Source organism: Cellvibrio sp. ATLC23 (genome assembly GCF_057196725.1).
This window is the reverse complement of record NZ_JBXUOS010000005.1, coordinates 235,759-250,948: the sequence shown is the minus strand read 5'-3', so window position 1 is coordinate 250,948 and position 15,190 is coordinate 235,759. Positions and strand designations below refer to the sequence as shown.

General features: G+C 49.8%; 11 protein-coding genes and 1 riboswitch. Of the genes, 3 read left to right on the top strand and 8 right to left on the bottom strand.

What is annotated here, in order from left to right; all coding sequences use genetic code 11:
* The first annotated feature begins 28 nt into the window (after positions 1–28).
* Together AC2CG4_RS10640 and AC2CG4_RS10635 are read left to right on the top strand one after the other, a co-directional pair.
* Positions 29–238 carry an addiction module protein gene (locus AC2CG4_RS10640; protein WP_484486234.1) on the top strand — a complete coding sequence of 70 codons (210 nt, stop codon included), beginning with the start codon at positions 29–31 and terminating at the stop codon, positions 236–238.
* Between the two features lie 3 nt (positions 239–241).
* Positions 242–553: a type II toxin-antitoxin system RelE/ParE family toxin gene (locus tag AC2CG4_RS10635; RefSeq protein WP_484486233.1), complete on the top strand. Its 312-nt coding sequence runs from the start codon at positions 242–244 to the stop codon at positions 551–553.
* Here the strand turns inward: AC2CG4_RS10635 and AC2CG4_RS10630 are convergent.
* From AC2CG4_RS10630 to AC2CG4_RS10595, 8 genes are all read right to left on the bottom strand, one after another.
* Positions 550–2,061, bottom strand: coding sequence for a PepSY-associated TM helix domain-containing protein (locus AC2CG4_RS10630; protein ID WP_484486232.1), 1,512 nt, complete (start codon positions 2,059–2,061; stop codon positions 550–552). The genes AC2CG4_RS10635 and AC2CG4_RS10630 overlap by 4 nt on opposite strands.
* 29 nt (positions 2,062–2,090) lie before the next feature.
* Positions 2,091–2,696 (bottom strand): hypothetical protein, encoded by a 606-nt coding sequence (locus tag AC2CG4_RS10625; protein ID WP_484486231.1) that lies wholly within the window; start codon positions 2,694–2,696, stop codon positions 2,091–2,093.
* A gap of 1 nt (position 2,697) precedes the next feature.
* Positions 2,698–4,815, bottom strand: a complete 2,118-nt coding sequence (locus tag AC2CG4_RS10620; RefSeq protein WP_484486230.1) for a TonB-dependent siderophore receptor — start codon at positions 4,813–4,815, stop codon at positions 2,698–2,700.
* Positions 4,816–5,010: 195 nt separating this feature from the next.
* The gene (locus AC2CG4_RS10615) at positions 5,011–7,734 is read right to left on the bottom strand and encodes a polysaccharide deacetylase family protein (RefSeq protein ID WP_484486229.1); all 2,724 of its coding nucleotides are present in this window, start codon (positions 7,732–7,734) and stop codon (positions 5,011–5,013) included.
* 84 nt (positions 7,735–7,818) lie between these two features.
* On the bottom strand, positions 7,819–9,258 hold the full coding sequence (creC, locus tag AC2CG4_RS10610) for a two-component system sensor histidine kinase CreC (RefSeq protein ID WP_484486228.1): 1,440 nt from the start codon (positions 9,256–9,258) through the stop codon (positions 7,819–7,821).
* A gap of 25 nt (positions 9,259–9,283) precedes the next feature.
* Positions 9,284–10,057, bottom strand: coding sequence for a two-component system response regulator CreB (creB, locus tag AC2CG4_RS10605; RefSeq protein WP_484486227.1), 774 nt, complete (start codon positions 10,055–10,057; stop codon positions 9,284–9,286).
* 36 nt (positions 10,058–10,093) lie between these two features.
* Positions 10,094–10,681, bottom strand: coding sequence for a class GN sortase (locus tag AC2CG4_RS10600; RefSeq protein WP_484486226.1), 588 nt, complete (start codon positions 10,679–10,681; stop codon positions 10,094–10,096).
* On the bottom strand, positions 10,674–12,674 hold the full coding sequence (locus AC2CG4_RS10595; RefSeq protein WP_484486225.1) for a marine proteobacterial sortase target protein: 2,001 nt from the start codon (positions 12,672–12,674) through the stop codon (positions 10,674–10,676). The genes AC2CG4_RS10600 and AC2CG4_RS10595 overlap by 8 nt, the downstream gene beginning before the upstream one ends.
* Before the next feature lie 163 nt (positions 12,675–12,837).
* Positions 12,838–13,035: riboswitch (cobalamin riboswitch) on the top strand.
* Positions 13,036–13,157: 122 nt separating this feature from the next.
* Here AC2CG4_RS10595 and AC2CG4_RS10590 point away from each other — a divergent pair.
* On the top strand, positions 13,158–15,149 hold the full coding sequence (locus AC2CG4_RS10590) for a TonB-dependent receptor (protein ID WP_484486224.1): 1,992 nt from the start codon (positions 13,158–13,160) through the stop codon (positions 15,147–15,149).
* Positions 15,150–15,190 lie beyond the last annotated feature (41 nt).

Genomic DNA, 15,190 nt, shown 5'->3' with positions numbered 1-15,190 from the left:
TTCGTCAGGTGCAATCGCGGAGATTTTTATGTCACTGGTTACCGAACTTGCAGATCGCCCTTTGGCAGAGCGCATTCAGGCTATGGAACAGCTATGGGACTCACTTTGTCGCGAGCCAAACTACAACCCAAGCCCTGCATGGCATGAAGACGTGCTAACGGAGCGTCGCGCAGAGTTGCAGCGCGGCGAGCATAAGTCATGGCAAGAAGTTAAAGCAGGCTTACGGAATGGTTCTTAATTTATGGATGAGTCGCTATTTTCTATTCGTCTCACCAACTCTGCGGAGCAGGATTTACTTTCCGGTTTTGAGTTTTACGAGTCACAACTTACAGGTCTCGGCGATTACTTTGTTGATAATTTAATTGCGGATATTGATTCGTTATGCGTGGCTGCTGGCAGTCATCCCAAGTCATACGCAGGCTTCTATCGTATGCTTTCCAAGCGTTTTCCTTTCGCAATCTATTATGAGCTACAAGAGCGCACAGCGTATGTGGTTGCTGTGTTGGATTGCCGACAGAATCCTGATTCGATCAAAGAGCGTTTTGATGTCTAGCGCGATCGCGTGGTATTGAGGCCGATCACCAATGCCAATAGGGCAAAGAAGATTAAGCCATTTACCAACAGGCTGGCGCCCATCAACGAATCCGAACCAAAGTGGCTGATGTGCGTGGCTAGCAATAATCCGAGCAACATCGCGAGCAACAGGCGCAAGCCCAGCGAAATCTGGCGGCGATTAGGGATTATGAGAGCGATAAGTGCCAGAAGCAGACTGGTAATCCAGAAAATACCCACCGATGCCATTGGCCACCAGAAGTTAGTTATCCCCGTTAACACCAATGCACAAGGGAAACCCCATACCGCGGCTAGCCACAAGCGCTCGGTGGTGGGGCGCGGGGTGCCGGCTTGCAATTGGCGGCGAAACCAGATGTTCATGCCGGTGGCGCAGATAAAACACAAGCCCAGACCGAGTAAGGTGTAAACGAATTTTACCGGCAGGCCGCCAAAATGGCCGAAGTGCAGGCGATAGCTGGAGGCGTAAATCTGCATGCCGACATCCCCATCCGGCCAGCCCAGGCGTTTGGTTTCTTCTCCGGCCGCGTTGTATTGAATCGCGTCGTACCACACCAGACGATCCGGTACATAGGCACCAATCTCAACCGTTTGGGCGGTGGTACCGGGGTAGTGAATGGCGAGGAAGTAGGCTTTTAAGTCCGGGTAATCGCGCTGGAACTTCTCCACAATCGGGGTCACGTCCATTAGCGGGGCAGCTACTTTGCTGGGCTCCGGGTGCGGCATATAGAGCTGGTTGGTGATTGCGGTGGTATCGCCTTTATGAAAGCCGGTGGCGAAGGTAAACAGCAGCACCTGACCTAAACCGATCAGGGCGCCGGTGAGGGCGATGGCCAAGATAAATGGTGTCGCCCAGACGCCGACGCGGTTGTGCATATCCACCTGCTGCTGACGTTCGCCGCGATTGATGCGCAGGGAGAAAGCATTTTTGAACAAATTAGGGTGCGCCAAAATACCGCTAATGGTCATGGCCACTAGCACCATGCCGATCAGACCCACCAAGGTCATACCCCAAATGCCTGGTATAGTAAGGGCGTAGTGCAACTTGACTACAAAATGCGTCCACTCGTGGCTCACAGTTTCACCCAAACTGCCATCAGCATTCAGATGAAACTCAAAGTGTTCATGATCTTCCTCAGACTCACCCTCTCCATGAGCGGGCGCGGCACCTACGGTAAAACGCGGCATATCGGCGGTGGGCAGGCTGACCCAAATATCCTCCAGACCTTCCGCTTTATCGCCCTTGCCGGCCTGCTGCTGTTGGTGATGTTGATACAGATTCGCCAGCGCCGCTTGCACCTGAGCCGGTGTGACTGACTGGGTGTCGGCGATATTGGCCTGCTCCCACTGTTCTATATCCGGGTAATAAACGCTGACCACCCCAGTTACGCAGACCAAGTAGAGCAGGGCGACAATAAATAACCCCAGCCCTGAATGCGCCTTGAGGTTCGCGCGCACGCTGGAGGATGAGAGCTTGAATGATCTGATCACGGTGAAATCCAATCGAGTAATAAAGAGGGCTAGAAAATTGCCGGGGTCGATAACCAGCCAGCCACACTCAGGCCGATAAACCAGAGCGCCGGTTTGACTAGTGAATCGTGGCTGCGGCTCCACACCATCAATACAGGCCAGAGCAGCAGGGCGACAGAGGCAGCGGCCATCATGCGGTTTACCAAGCTGGTATCCAGCAGTGCATAAACCGCCAAGGCTGCACCAAAGGCCGCGCTCAGTGAGAGCAATCCCACCACCAGAATCTGTAGCAATAAGTTGGGAATTGGCGTGTACCAAGGGGGTGATTGCGGGGCGGATAAAGACTGGCTGTGCGCGGTTTTATCACTGCGTCGATCAGCTTGATAGCGCTCGCGCCAAGGCGTGCGCAAGGCAATTAGCAGCAGGGCGACTAGCCCCGGCAGTATCGCCGCTAACGCCCAACCGCGATCTACCCCAAAAGCAGCAAACCAAGGCCAGTGCGCCAGTATCAATACACTCCAGCCAGCAGCGATCAGTGGCCAATGGCGTTTAGGCTTTTGCCATGCGCGATACAGTAAGCCCACGCCTGCGGCTACCAACAGCAGGGCGAGCAAACTAAACCAAGGGTTTACGGTGGATAAAAACAGCGAGTTCATCTTAAAACTTCACCGTAACCGAGCCGCTGATATTGCGCGGTTCGGCGTAATAAGCCTGCGCATATTCAAAGCTGGTTAAATAGCTTTCGTCAGTGATGTTGTTGAGATTGAGGCCGAGGGCGATGTGATCGTTCAATTGATAACGGGCAAAGGCATCGACCAAGGTTAAGGCATCCTGTTTGATCACAGTGCCGCGCAGATAAGTGTCTGAGCGGTATTCGACAAAGCTGCCCAAAGTTAAGGCCGGTTGCCACTCAGGGTTGAAGCTGGCGCTGAGTTTGAGCGATTGCTTCGGGGTAAAGGTGCGCGCCACTTCGCCCTTGTGATCGTCCACCGTGAGATTGGTGTAACCCAGGGTCATCTTCAGTTGATCGGTGACTTGCCCGGCTAGCTCCAGTTCAAAACCCTGGGATTCATAGTCCGCGCCACCGTAATAAAACTTGCCGGTCTCTTCGTTAAAGCCGAGCTGGATCGCAAAGTCTTGCAATTCAGTGGCAAATACCGCGACCGATGTATTCAGCGCACCCTCAAAAAATTCGCCTTTTAAACCCAGTTCTTTATTGACTCCGGTGGTGGGGGCGAGGCGGTCGAGTTGTGCATCCAATTCGGTTTGCGGGGTGAAGGTTTCGGTGTAACTGGTATAGGCGGTCAGTTGTTGGCTGATGTCGTAAGTCAGGCCGACGTAAGGCACTAGCACGTTTTCGTCGGTATCTTGTGCGGTGGCGTAACTGCTGCCGTTACTGTTATAGCGCGCGGCGCGGGCACCGGCTAAGAGTTTCAAATCATCACTCAGGCTAAATTGACCGGCGATATAAACACCAGTTTGTTTGTCGGTAATATCAGCGCCCGGGCTGGAATCCATGAATGTTGGGTGGGGCGTGTTGCCCGTCCATTCGGCCATATTGTCAATCGCCGGGAAGCCATTGCCGGTGGTGTAATCGTAAAGAGCCAGCTCCTGTAATTCGCTTTCCGCCTGAGTAAAACCCATCACAAATTGATGGGTGAGTGAACCGGTAGTGAAGCTGCCGGTGGTGGCAAGGTCGAACTGTTCCTGATCGGTTTCGCGGTCAAATTTTCCCGCCCAGCCACCCAAACCCGACATATCTTCATTCAAAGTGCCATAAACATAGAGCAGCTCCTGCGCGCCACGGGTTTTGGTGCGGGTATAGGTTGCTTTGGTATTCCAGCCGTTTTCCCAGGTGTGATCCAGCTCCGCAAAACTTTTGGTGGTTTGCACATCCCAGTAGGCCCAATCCGCTGAGCTATTCATGGAACGGTCAAAATCGGTCATATAGTTTTTGCCATCATCGCCTACATACGTCAGGGTGAGTGCGCCCCACATAGGGCTATCGGCCTCACTTTTTTGGCGGCTGATACCAGCGGTGAGCAGCGTGTTAAGCCCTAAATCCGCTTCAATAACGCCATAGCTGGTGGATAAATCCTTGTGGTAGTCATGCAGATAGGAATCCTTACTTTGATCACTCACCACTGCGCGGGCGCGAATACCACTGGTCAGTGAGCCGGATGCATCCAATACCGCGCGGGTATCGTCCCAGCGCCCGCGAGTCAGGTTGAGGCTGGCTTGGGTATCGGCGGTGGGGCGTTTACGTACCAGATTGATGGTCGCCGCCGGGCTGCCCAAGCCGCTCATCAAACCTGAAGCGCCGCGAATAATTTCTACCCGGTCATAGAGCGCCATATCGATATCGCCCTCCAGCAGATCCCAATGCAGGGGGGTGCCCAAACCATCCACTTGAAAGTTATTGATGTCAAAACCGCGCGCCTCAAAGTAGGTGCGGTCAGTCTCGGAGCGTTTTACGGTGATACCAGTGGCGGTATCCAGTGCTTCATTGATGGTGGTGATGTTCAGGTCTTCAATCTGGGCGCTGGTAATCACCGCGACCGATTGCGGAGTCTCGCGAATACTCAAGTCCATTTTGGTCGCCGTGTTCATGCTGCCAGTGGTATAGGCGCCGGTCTGTTCAGTGGTATTGCCCAAGGCATTGGCTTCAACTTTCACCGTCTTGAGCTTACCGGTTGGCTCCTCGGCAAAGCTGGTAAGAGGAGTAAACAACAGGCTGGTGATGATGCTGGCAAGCAGGGCTTTCGGCTGATTCATGGTGATATGGCTCTCCCGTACTGATGAATAGGGTGCCATTGTATTTATAAATGATAATCAATATCAAATGGTATTTAATTCTAAACGATATTGGTTGCTGTATTGATGGGTAAAAACTCCGGCTTGAATAAGAAACGGGAGCCGAAGCTCCCGTTTAACTGGTCTACTGGTGCCTGTGAATCAGGCGCGGCAGATTTACTCTGGAGTATCGAGTGCCGCCTCAGCTGCGGCAATTTCGCGCTTGTATTCTTCGATCTTGGCGCGAATTTTCTTGGCGTCTTTAAACGATGGGTACAAATGTAAAAAGCGCTCGTAGTAGGGGATTGCATCCTGCTTGCGCCCCAGCTCTACCATAATGTCGCCGAGGTTCCAGTAAACTGCGGTGCGGCGCGCGTCTAACTCAACGGTGCGGTAATACCATTTCAGCGCTTCGTCATTTTCATTCATGGTGTCGAGTACATAGGCGTAATTGTTGACGATGGTTGGGTTGTACGGATTTAACCGAACTGCTTCCGCCCATTCGCTTTTTGCTTGTGCGTATTTCTTTTCTTTAAAAAATTCCATCGCCGATGCGTTTAATCGCCGCGCTTGGTTTTTGCGTTCTTCCGAGGTTTTTGCTGCAGTGCTCGATGTTGCATCACCCGTGGCGCTGCTGCTTGCTGCCGCACTTGTATTAGTCGTTTGCGCTTGCTGTTCTTTTTCCAGAGCGATTTCCAACTCCAAGCGGCGGCGCACATTTTCAGACGTGTCTTTGCGCAGTGAGGTTAATTCGGCTTCGATCCGTTTTGAGTCGGCAATTAATTTTTGATTAATGGCCGCTGCGGCATCGCTATTGATTTTAAATACAAAGTCACCACCCTCGCTGCCGAGCAAATTACCGAAGGAGGGCGTTTGTTCTGCATAACTGGATACCACGGGTGCAACATAAGTACCCAGCTCGGAAGCGGTGACGTATCCGTTGTTGTCGGTATCGGCTAAACCATCCAATGCTTGTAAAAAGGTCCAGGTAAAAATCGAGTGACCGCCGGGGCCACCGTCGGCGACTTGTTGATCGGCGCCGCCCGCGGTGAGAATCTGCCGCGCTTTGCGCTCGGTGATCTGATTAATGTAATTAAGTGATTGACCAATACTGACACCGGCGCGGGTTAATGCCAGACCGCTGTAACAAGAGTCCATCACAAAATACACATGCTTGGCGGGAATAAGCGCAGAGAAGTCGTTAATTTGCGTCATGCTAATGCCGCGGTTTTGGAATTTATTTGTGTCCGCATCGACGGGAATTAAATAACCCAGTGCTTTGCCATTGGGCAGGTCGCGGGTCATACCGTGACCTGCGTAAAAAACAAAAACGCGATCATTTTCTTTAACAAGATTGGGGTCTGCTAGTTGATAGCCGAGCACCTCGGTAATCCGCTCGGAGGTGGCCTCTTCATCATAGAGTGTGATGATATTTTCTTTTTTGAACCCCAATTTAGTTTCAAGCCGCGCAGCAACTGCTTGTGCATCGTTTACCGCGTATTCCAGTTTTGGCCAGGATTGGTATTGATTAATGCCAATCACCACCGCCCAGCTGGTGCCATAAAATTCGGTTTTGGGCGCTTGAACTTTTGGTAAGCCCGTTGAATTTTCGCTGAAGCTGCGACCGTCGAGCGTGACGACACGGTAGCCTTCATTGGCCAGTGCGGTCAGCAAGGTTGGCAGCGCATTAACGGTTTGTTTGTGAATATCGTGAAATAACAAAATCCCTTTTTTATATTTTTCCAATTCGCGTAGCGTGCGGTCGGCAATAGATTCCGGAATCGGGTCGGCCCAGTCCATGGAATCGATATTCCACATCACCGATATCATGCCCTCTTTGCTGGCGAGTGCGTCCAAGGCTTTATCGCGCGAGCCATAGGGCGGCCTGAACAGTGTGTTGGCTGAGCCCTGGCTGTTACTGATCAGCAAATTCGTTTTGGTGATTTCGGCTTTGCGCCCTTCATCGGCAAGTTTAGTGAGAATGCTGTGGCTATAACTGTGATTGGCAAGTATATGGCCTTCAGCAATGATGCGTTTGGCGATTGCATCATTGCGTGTGCTAGTAACCGCTTCGCCATCGGCTTCACCCAAATTTCTCCCCACCGTAAAAAAGTAACCGTTCACTTCATACTGTTTAAGAATGTCTAACACCAAACCAGTATTGCGCGCATGGGGGCCGTCATCAAAAGTGAGCACCACGGTTTTTTCGGGCAAGTCGTTGCCCCACATTATTTTGGGGGTCGCCTCGGTCAAGGCATCTTTTTTGGTTTTGCTATCGTTTTCGCCGCGTGTCATATAGCGAAATAATTGTGCTTTTTCCTGCGCGTAGTGACGCAAGAGTTGAGCAGTATCAAACTGGCTGTTGAGAAAACTAATGTAATCAAGCCAACTCTCGTACTGCTGTCCGCGTGTGGTTAATTTATCCAGCGCCTTGCTGTAATCACTGCGGTATTGATCAAATGCTTTTTGATAATCTGCCGCAGCGCGTTCCAATTTAGCCAGTTCTTGCGCGGGCAGTGCACGGGCTTGTTCCAACGCGATTAACTCATCATACAGATCATTAAACGCGAGCAAATCGGCGGGGTGTGATTGCAGTGTTGTTTGGGTATAGCGAATGAGTGTTTCGCTGGCCTGCGTCAGTTTGGACGATGACTGCTCAGCCTCGGCCTGTGTGATTAATTGTTCTATGCCTTCTTGCTTCACCACATACGCATTGCGCGCGGCAAAAATATAATCAGAGAGCGGGTCATTGGATGGGCTTTTGTCGAGCAGCAATATCATCGCCCGCTGCGCGGTGACAATATCGTCCAGTAATTTTTCAGTTGGGTTTGGATTGCTTGTGGCGCTAGCGTGTAATGAGCTGGTTATCACTACCAGCATTAGCAGAATTTGTTTAAACATCACCCTGTATGTTCCTCGCTATTATTGTTTGCCGCAGTCAGGTGTATGGAGAAAATGACTGCATTAGGTAGAGTCCTTAATTGCTTAGCGGGCGATGCTGAGCCGCGCTTCAACCCAAGGCTGCGCTAGTGTGCCACCATTGCATAAACGAATGCTACCTTTGTGCAGCGCGGCAATTTCTTGTACAAAACTCAGACCGAGGCCAGAACTTTTCCCCGCGCCCTCGGCGCGAGCCAGCGAATAAAAACGCTCGTAAATACGCGGCAGCGCGTAATCTGGTATCCAGGGGCCTTGGTTTTGAATCACTAATACCAGCTGTTCTGCTTGTTGTTCTATATGAATCAAAATGTCGCTCTGGCTATTGGCAAAGTTCAAGGCATTATCGAGCAAATTGCTAATGGCTTGCAGCAGTAAAAAACGATCGCCTTTTATTTCAGCAATGTTGGGTGGTGCGGTAAACACTAATTGAAGTTGTTTTTGTTGTGCACGGCTGCGTTTGGTATCGATTTCAGCACTGACTAGTTGGGCTAAATCCAGCGGCTCAGGGTTATGTAATTGATGGGTGTTTTCCAGTGCGGCCAATGCCAGTAAGCGATCAATTAAATCCTGCATGCGGTGTGCGGAGTGAACAATGTTGTGCAAAAACTTTTGTCGGGCATTGGCCTCCATGCCGCCTTCTTCCAATAACTCGGCCGCACCGCGAATGGCGGCCAGCGGGCTTTTCATTTCGTGGGTCAATGTGTGTACATAGTTTTCAATGTAGGCTTTGCCTTCTAATTCGCGGCGCATAGATTCAGTTGCCTCTGCGAGTTCTGCCAGTTCTCGCTCGTGTAATTTCGGCGGTGTTACACGCTCACCTTGCCTGACTTTTTGCACGTAAATTGATAAGAGACGAACAGAGTGAGTGAGCCAATAAGTTAAGAGTGCGCCTATGGCCAGGGCGAAAATTAAAATCAAGCTGCCCTGGGTTAACAGTTGGGTGCGGGCAAATTCAAGAAAGGGCACGCTGCTGGCATTGGGTTGCACCACAGTGAGCACGCCAAATAAATCGCCATTGTTAAAAATAGGTGCGGCCACGTGCATTACACTGGTTAATTCATCATTCGGATCTATACGCGTAGTGCGCGCACCGTACTGACCTTTGAGCGTTTTGCTTACATCCAGCCAGCGCGAATAATCTTTGCCAATTTCATCCGGGTCGGTATGAAAAATCACTCGACCTTGGCGGTCGGTGATGTAGCAGCGCATATCCGATGTAGTTTTTTTAACATCCCAAATAGATGCATTGAGCTGGCGCTGCTGGTAGCGGGCGATGGCCTGGGTAAATTGCTCGCGATTAAATTGATTGTTATGCAGATCGCGCACCACCAGTTCAGCGAGCAGGTTGGCGGTATCGATCAGTGCGTTCTCGGCTGACTGGCGCACAATGGGCCGCAATTGGTTGGCTGCATTGCTAAAAAAAGTAAACAGGCCAATGCCGACCAATAAAAAATACACCAGAAAAATGCGCAGGCTTAATTTCACTCAGGGCAATCCTTATCGCGTTTGGCTAATGAATGCTGATGCTATAGCCCATACCCCGGTGGGTTTTAATGGGGTCGGTATCGCTATTGTCAGTGGCATCGCGCAATTTGGCGCGCAGGCTTTTGATATGGGTGTCCACCGCGCGCTCAAAACTGGATTCGGGTTCATCCCACACTTTATCCATTAATTGGGCGCGACTAAAAATTCGTTCAGGGTGTGCAAGCAGTACACGCAAAATTAAAAATTCATAGCGGGTAAGGTTGATGATTTTATTGCAGTAACTGACTCGCGCTTTATCGATTTCGACACAAAACTTTCCCTTTTGCCAAGGTGCTTGGGTTGTTGGTGCTGGCGCGATCTCCTGGGCGGAGGCTGGCGTTGAATTTTTTTCTGGCGAATTGCTGGGCGTTCTATTCGCTGCGGTGCCAGAGCGCTTGAGAATAGTTTTAACGCGCGCGCTGATTTCCCGTGGGCTAAAGGGTTTGGTGACATAGTCATCGCCGCCGATTTCCAAGCCGATAATACGGTCAACTTCTTCTTTGCGCGCGGTTAAAAACAAAATAGGCACATCTGCATATGGCTCATTGCTGCGGCGAATGGTTTTGCACAATTCAAAGCCATTATGATCGGGCAGGCCAACATCGAGAATAATAAAATCCACTGGCTGCTGCGCAAGATATTGCAGGGCACTTTGCGCCAGTGATTCCCAAGTGACGGCAAAACCTTCTGTCTCCAATGCGTAAACCAATGTGTCCGCAATAGTGGGTTCATCTTCAATAATTAATACGCGGGCTTTCATTGCAATGATTTATCCAATACCTGATGACAGTTGCGGTTACAAGAGCGCTGCATGTACAACATAACGCAGCGGGCCGCCAGAGTTTAATGCATGGAAAGGATAGCAGGTGATCAGGGTTAATTCTGCGTTTTGTTGCTGCAAATATAATGACCGCTTGCTGCTATCTACAATTTCCATTTGCTCGATTTTATAGTTGTAGCGGTGCCCGTCGCTATTTTGTAATTGGATTACATCGCCTTTTTGTAGTTTTTCCAAAAATACAAAGTGTGTATCCCGGTGGCCGGCAATAATCGTAGAGCCCGGTTGACCCGGCGCTGCACTCTGGTCAAGTAAACCCGGCCCAAATGCCAATGCCTGGCCACTGGTGCCTGCGAGCACGTAGAGTGTTTCGCCCGCAGGTGTGGTGAGTGCCGCAACGGGCCATGTGTCGGCCCAGCGCCAGGGTTTGCTGTTGGTGCCGGTAGCCAAAGTGTGCTCCCATGCTTGCGCAATTAACAATTGTGCAAGCATGGCTTTAGCGCTAATCCAACTGGCTTTTATTAAACAGGCCAGAGCCACTATTAACAGCAATCCCGCACATAGGTTTAACCAGCGGTTGCGCTGTGCAAATTTGCTCTTACACATAGCGTTGACTGCGACGGCAATAAATTGTTAACGCGCCGTATGCCAAGAGCATACACGCACCAATCAACCACAATAATTCAATGCCGGTTGCGGTAGAAGGGTAGGCCGCTGTATGGCTAATCGCTGTGCCTTTGGGTAATAGATTGGCGACGTTTTGTTTGGCGATATCGGTTTCTGGTGCGCGACTGATCACTTCCTCAACGGCGACAAAACTGGTGAATTGACTGACGAGTTGATGGGTGAATGCGACATCAATCATTTCGCGTTTAAGCGTGTCAGGATTGGCTTCATGCCGCATGCGTTCGCTGAGCGATTCAATTTTGGCGCGCGCCCAGAGGCTTGCGATTCCGGTTGCATTGTTATTGGTGGTGTCGCTGTGATCCTGAGGATAAACATTCCTGCTCCAAGTCGAGTGACCTTCGCCAATAATGCTGATTGTTGCGGGTAAAGCGCTTAGTTTTAGGGCTAGTAAAATTGGCTCACCTACATAGAGATCGGGAATTTTTTGTGGATAAATATCGGCGTGAATAGTATCGGGAAAGGTTACCTGTATATCGCGCAGCAAGGGTTTTTCCAGTTGGGTAAACAAAGTGCTCATCGCGGAATTTACATCGCTTAATTGGCTGATCAGTGTTTGAGTGCCGCGCCCTAGCTCTGCTGCCTTTTTCATAAAATAACCGTTGGGTGCAGAGCCTATGCCCACGGTAAACAAACGGCTGTCACCGAGCAATTGATGAATAATGCCAAACAGCTCATCCTCATTGCCCACTGCACCATCGGTAATAAAAATCACCTGACGCAAATATTCCGGGTCGCTGGGTAAGGTCAGTGCGCTGCGCAGAGCTGGTGCCATTTCGGTGCCGCCGATTGCTTGCAGGCTATTCACAAAGTTGACTGCCTGTTGTTTACCGTTGGTGGTTGCATGCTCGGATAGCGGAAACAGTTTGCGGTGAATTGAATTAAATTCAATGATGTTAAAACGCTGCTGCTCGGTTAAATGTTCAACCGCAAAAATTAAACTGGCTTTGGCTTGTGCGATAGATTCGCCGCCCATGGAGCCAGAGGTATCGATAATAAAAATAGTCTCGCGCGCTAAAATAGTTTCATTGCTGGGGTTTTCCGGCGGCATCAACATTAATAAACCGTAGTAACTGCCATCGACCTGATCGACAAAAAAAGCCGGTGTTGTTTCATTGGCGCTGGCAATTTTCCAGCGCAATTTAAAATCTCTGTCCATCGGTACATGACTATCTTTGGTGGTGATTTGCCAGGCATTTTTATCTTCTTGCGTCACTATGGTATGGCTATTACTTTCAATGCTGCTCAGGTGTTTCACATTATTAATCTGCACATGAATACGCGCCAGATTGGCGAGCTCTGCCGGCAAATCTTGCGCAAAAATAAAATCGCTGCCCAACGATTCAGCCAGGTTGTTAGCGGCAGGTGGAAGGTAGCGCGGTGTTAAGGTCATAGGAAAATAAAAACTGAATTCATTGCCGGTGCGGGTCAGGGTTTCGATATAGGTTATCTCTACCAATATGGCTTCTTTCGGGGCGATATTGGCTACTTGTGTGGTGAAGAGATTGGCGCGCTGCTGTTCAATCAGCCCCGCGTGTTTACCCTGTTGTAACGCCTGTTGATAAATTTTTTGCGCCTGTTGTTTTTCATGGATTTCGCCGTTGATCACCCGCTCGCCAATGAGCAAGGTCATTGCATTAATCGCGGCATCTTCCGGCAGCGGGAATACATATTTGCCTTCTACAAATGTATCGGACTGGTTGTAGAACTGCTGCCGTACCACCACTCGCGCAACGGGGCCGGTAATTTTCACCTCCACGTCGGTGCCGAGCAGCAGGGCGGGTTGGTAATCTTGATCGGCTGCGCTGCGCACTAAAAAACTGCCGCTTTCCGGCCCGCTGTTATCGGCGGCCTGCAGGCCGCTACTGAATATGAGTAATCCACACAATAGGCTGAGGTAATGGGTAATTTTCATTGACTGCTCCTGTCGCTAATAAAATGGCCTTGGTCTTGGTCAAGTGGGCCGACGAGAGACAGATTAAGTAACCTGTGTGAGGAAACTATGTGATTAATGTGTGGCTCAGGTGAAGATGGCATTAACAAGCCTGGCTTGGCGCTTGACTCACCCCGAGTAACCTCGTACCTTGCGCGCCCGAGGTGTCTGATGGGTGCTTGCTCTGTAACCAGAGCGCGCCAGGATCAGAGTCAATGGGAAGTCGGTGCGTATCGCTCGTATATTAGTGGCGATGCAATCCCGACACTGCCCCCGCAACGGTGTATCACGATTGTTTTGCAATCCTGATGAGTCCGATACCAGCCTCAAACCCGGAGCAATGCTCTTTTAGTTCACGATGTCGCGGAGGGCAACATCGGTGGAAATCTGTATTTTTTGAGTCTTTGGCTCATCGCAGGCTTTTCCGCTTTCCCTCCCTCATCCCATTTAGGATTGAGGAATCTCATGTTTAGCAAATCATCTTCTTTCAAACGTCCTGCTTCTTTTACATTGGCCAGCCTGAGCGCGGCGATTATCGCGCTTACATCCACTCAAGCAATCGCTGCCACTAAAAAGGCGGACGATAAAAAACTCGAAACCGTTTACGTCAGTGCCACACGCAGTGAAACCGCGCAGATGCCTGTGGCGACGCAAATTAAAATTATTAGCGCCGAAGATATTCGTGTTAGCGGCGCAAAATTATTATCGGAAGTCTTGCGCACCCAAGCGGGCATTCAATTAACCGATTCCGATGGCAGCGGCGCGCGCAATGTCACTGCTTCTATGCGCGGTTTGTCGGGCGCTAACAATGTGTTGGTGTTGGTAGATGGTCGCAAACTGAATAATCCATCACTCGCTGCACCGGCATTAAATACAGTTGCATTAAAAGATGTAGAGCGTATTGAAATTGTGCAGGGCAGTGCGGGCGTGTTGTATGGCGATCAAGCAGTCGGCGGCGTCATTAATATCATCACCCGCCGCGCAGTTGTAGGTGAGGTGCACGGTTCAGTAAGCGCAACCGGCGGTAGCGATAATCTTGAAGATTACACTGCGAGCGTCAATCAGGGTTTTGCTAATGGTTTGAGTTACTCTGCCTCGGCACAAAAACGCAATGCCGATAATTATCGTGATAACAACCAAGCCGCTTACGAAAATGTGTTGGCTAATTTACGTTACGATTTCGAACAGGGCTTTGTATTTGTTGAAGGGCAGCAAGTAAATGATGACTTACGTTTACCGGGCAGTATTGGTGATAACCAAGCATTGACAGATCGTCGTCATACAGATTCTCCAAACGATTTCAGCAATCAAGATACAGATACGTGGAGAATGGGGGCTGGTTTGGATTTCTCCGAACATTGGTCATTGCAAGCGGAGTATTCTGATAGAAATGAAGAGGGAACTTATCTTTACGATGATTATTGGTATTTCTCAAACCCTGCACCAACAGAATACTCTTTGCGTGTAAAGAGTTTTACTCCGCGTGTGGTGGGTGAATATGCGACTAATAATGGATCAGCTATAGCAACAATTGGATATGATCGAATTGATAGCGACTATGAAAGCAATAATGTTTGGTCGCCGGTTAACTCTAGCCAACAGCAAGATAGCTATTATGCGCAATTGGTATATCCGTTACTTCCCAAGCTGACAGCAACATTGGGTGCTCGCTTATCAGAAGTAAATGATGAAAACATCGGCGTATCGGGTTTGCTTGAGCAAGAAGATGATTTAACGGCAAGTGAGTTTGGATTGAATTACCAGTTTACTGACGAGTGGAGAGCATTTACGCGTTATGCAGAAAGCTTCCGCTTTGCTAATGCTGATGAAAATGGTTTGGTGGCAAAAGATGTTCTGTTTTTGAACCCTCAAACTGGCGAGTCGATTGAATTAGGAACTGAATGGCAGGTCGGCAACGCGAGTGTTACCTACTCCCTTTATACAATGACCTTGAATGATGAAATTGTTTACGACAGTACAGTTGCAAACAATAAGTTCTATAAGGGAGCAAATATAAATTTGCCGGATTCAGAGCGCAAAGGATTTATGTTGGATGTGGATACCCTACTGAGCGATGAGCTGGCGTTACGCTTGAACTACACCTATACCGATGCAGAAGTTGTTGATGGCCGCTATGATGGCAAAGAGGTACCTTTTGTCGCAGAGCATACCGCTAGCGGTGTAGTTGTATTTACGCCGATTAATCATTTGAATATAACTTTGGAAGGCATCTACACAGGTTCTCGGTATAAGGCGAATGATGAAGCTAATGCCTATCCACGTTTAGAGTCACTCGTGGTATTCAATGCAGCAGTAAATTATCAATACGATCAGTGGGAGTTTGGTGGCCGCATCCATAACATCACCAATGAGCTATATGCTGGCTATCATTCTGTTTGGGGGCAATACCCACAACCAGAGCGCAATTATCAAGCTAGCATCACCTATCGTTTTTAATTAATCCGCGTAGGGTGGGTGGAGCGAAAGCGATACCCACT

What these genes read in the sequence shown, in the direction of transcription:
- AC2CG4_RS10625 (WP_484486231.1), bottom strand. Translation starts at nt 2,696, where the DNA reads ATGAACTCGCTGTTTTTATCCACCGTAAACCCTTGGTTTAGTTTGCTC.
- AC2CG4_RS10620 (WP_484486230.1), bottom strand. Translation starts at nt 4,815, where the DNA reads ATGAATCAGCCGAAAGCCCTGCTTGCCAGCATCATCACCAGCCTGTTG.
- AC2CG4_RS10615 (WP_484486229.1), bottom strand. Translation starts at nt 7,734, where the DNA reads ATGTTTAAACAAATTCTGCTAATGCTGGTAGTGATAACCAGCTCATTA.
- AC2CG4_RS10640 (WP_484486234.1), top strand. Translation starts at nt 29, where the DNA reads ATGTCACTGGTTACCGAACTTGCAGATCGCCCTTTGGCAGAGCGCATT.
- AC2CG4_RS10590 (WP_484486224.1), top strand. Translation starts at nt 13,158, where the DNA reads ATGTTTAGCAAATCATCTTCTTTCAAACGTCCTGCTTCTTTTACATTG.
- AC2CG4_RS10595 (WP_484486225.1), bottom strand. Translation starts at nt 12,674, where the DNA reads ATGAAAATTACCCATTACCTCAGCCTATTGTGTGGATTACTCATATTC.
- AC2CG4_RS10635 (WP_484486233.1), top strand. Translation starts at nt 242, where the DNA reads ATGGATGAGTCGCTATTTTCTATTCGTCTCACCAACTCTGCGGAGCAG.
- AC2CG4_RS10600 (WP_484486226.1), bottom strand. Translation starts at nt 10,681, where the DNA reads ATGTGTAAGAGCAAATTTGCACAGCGCAACCGCTGGTTAAACCTATGT.
- creB (WP_484486227.1), bottom strand. Translation starts at nt 10,057, where the DNA reads ATGAAAGCCCGCGTATTAATTATTGAAGATGAACCCACTATTGCGGAC.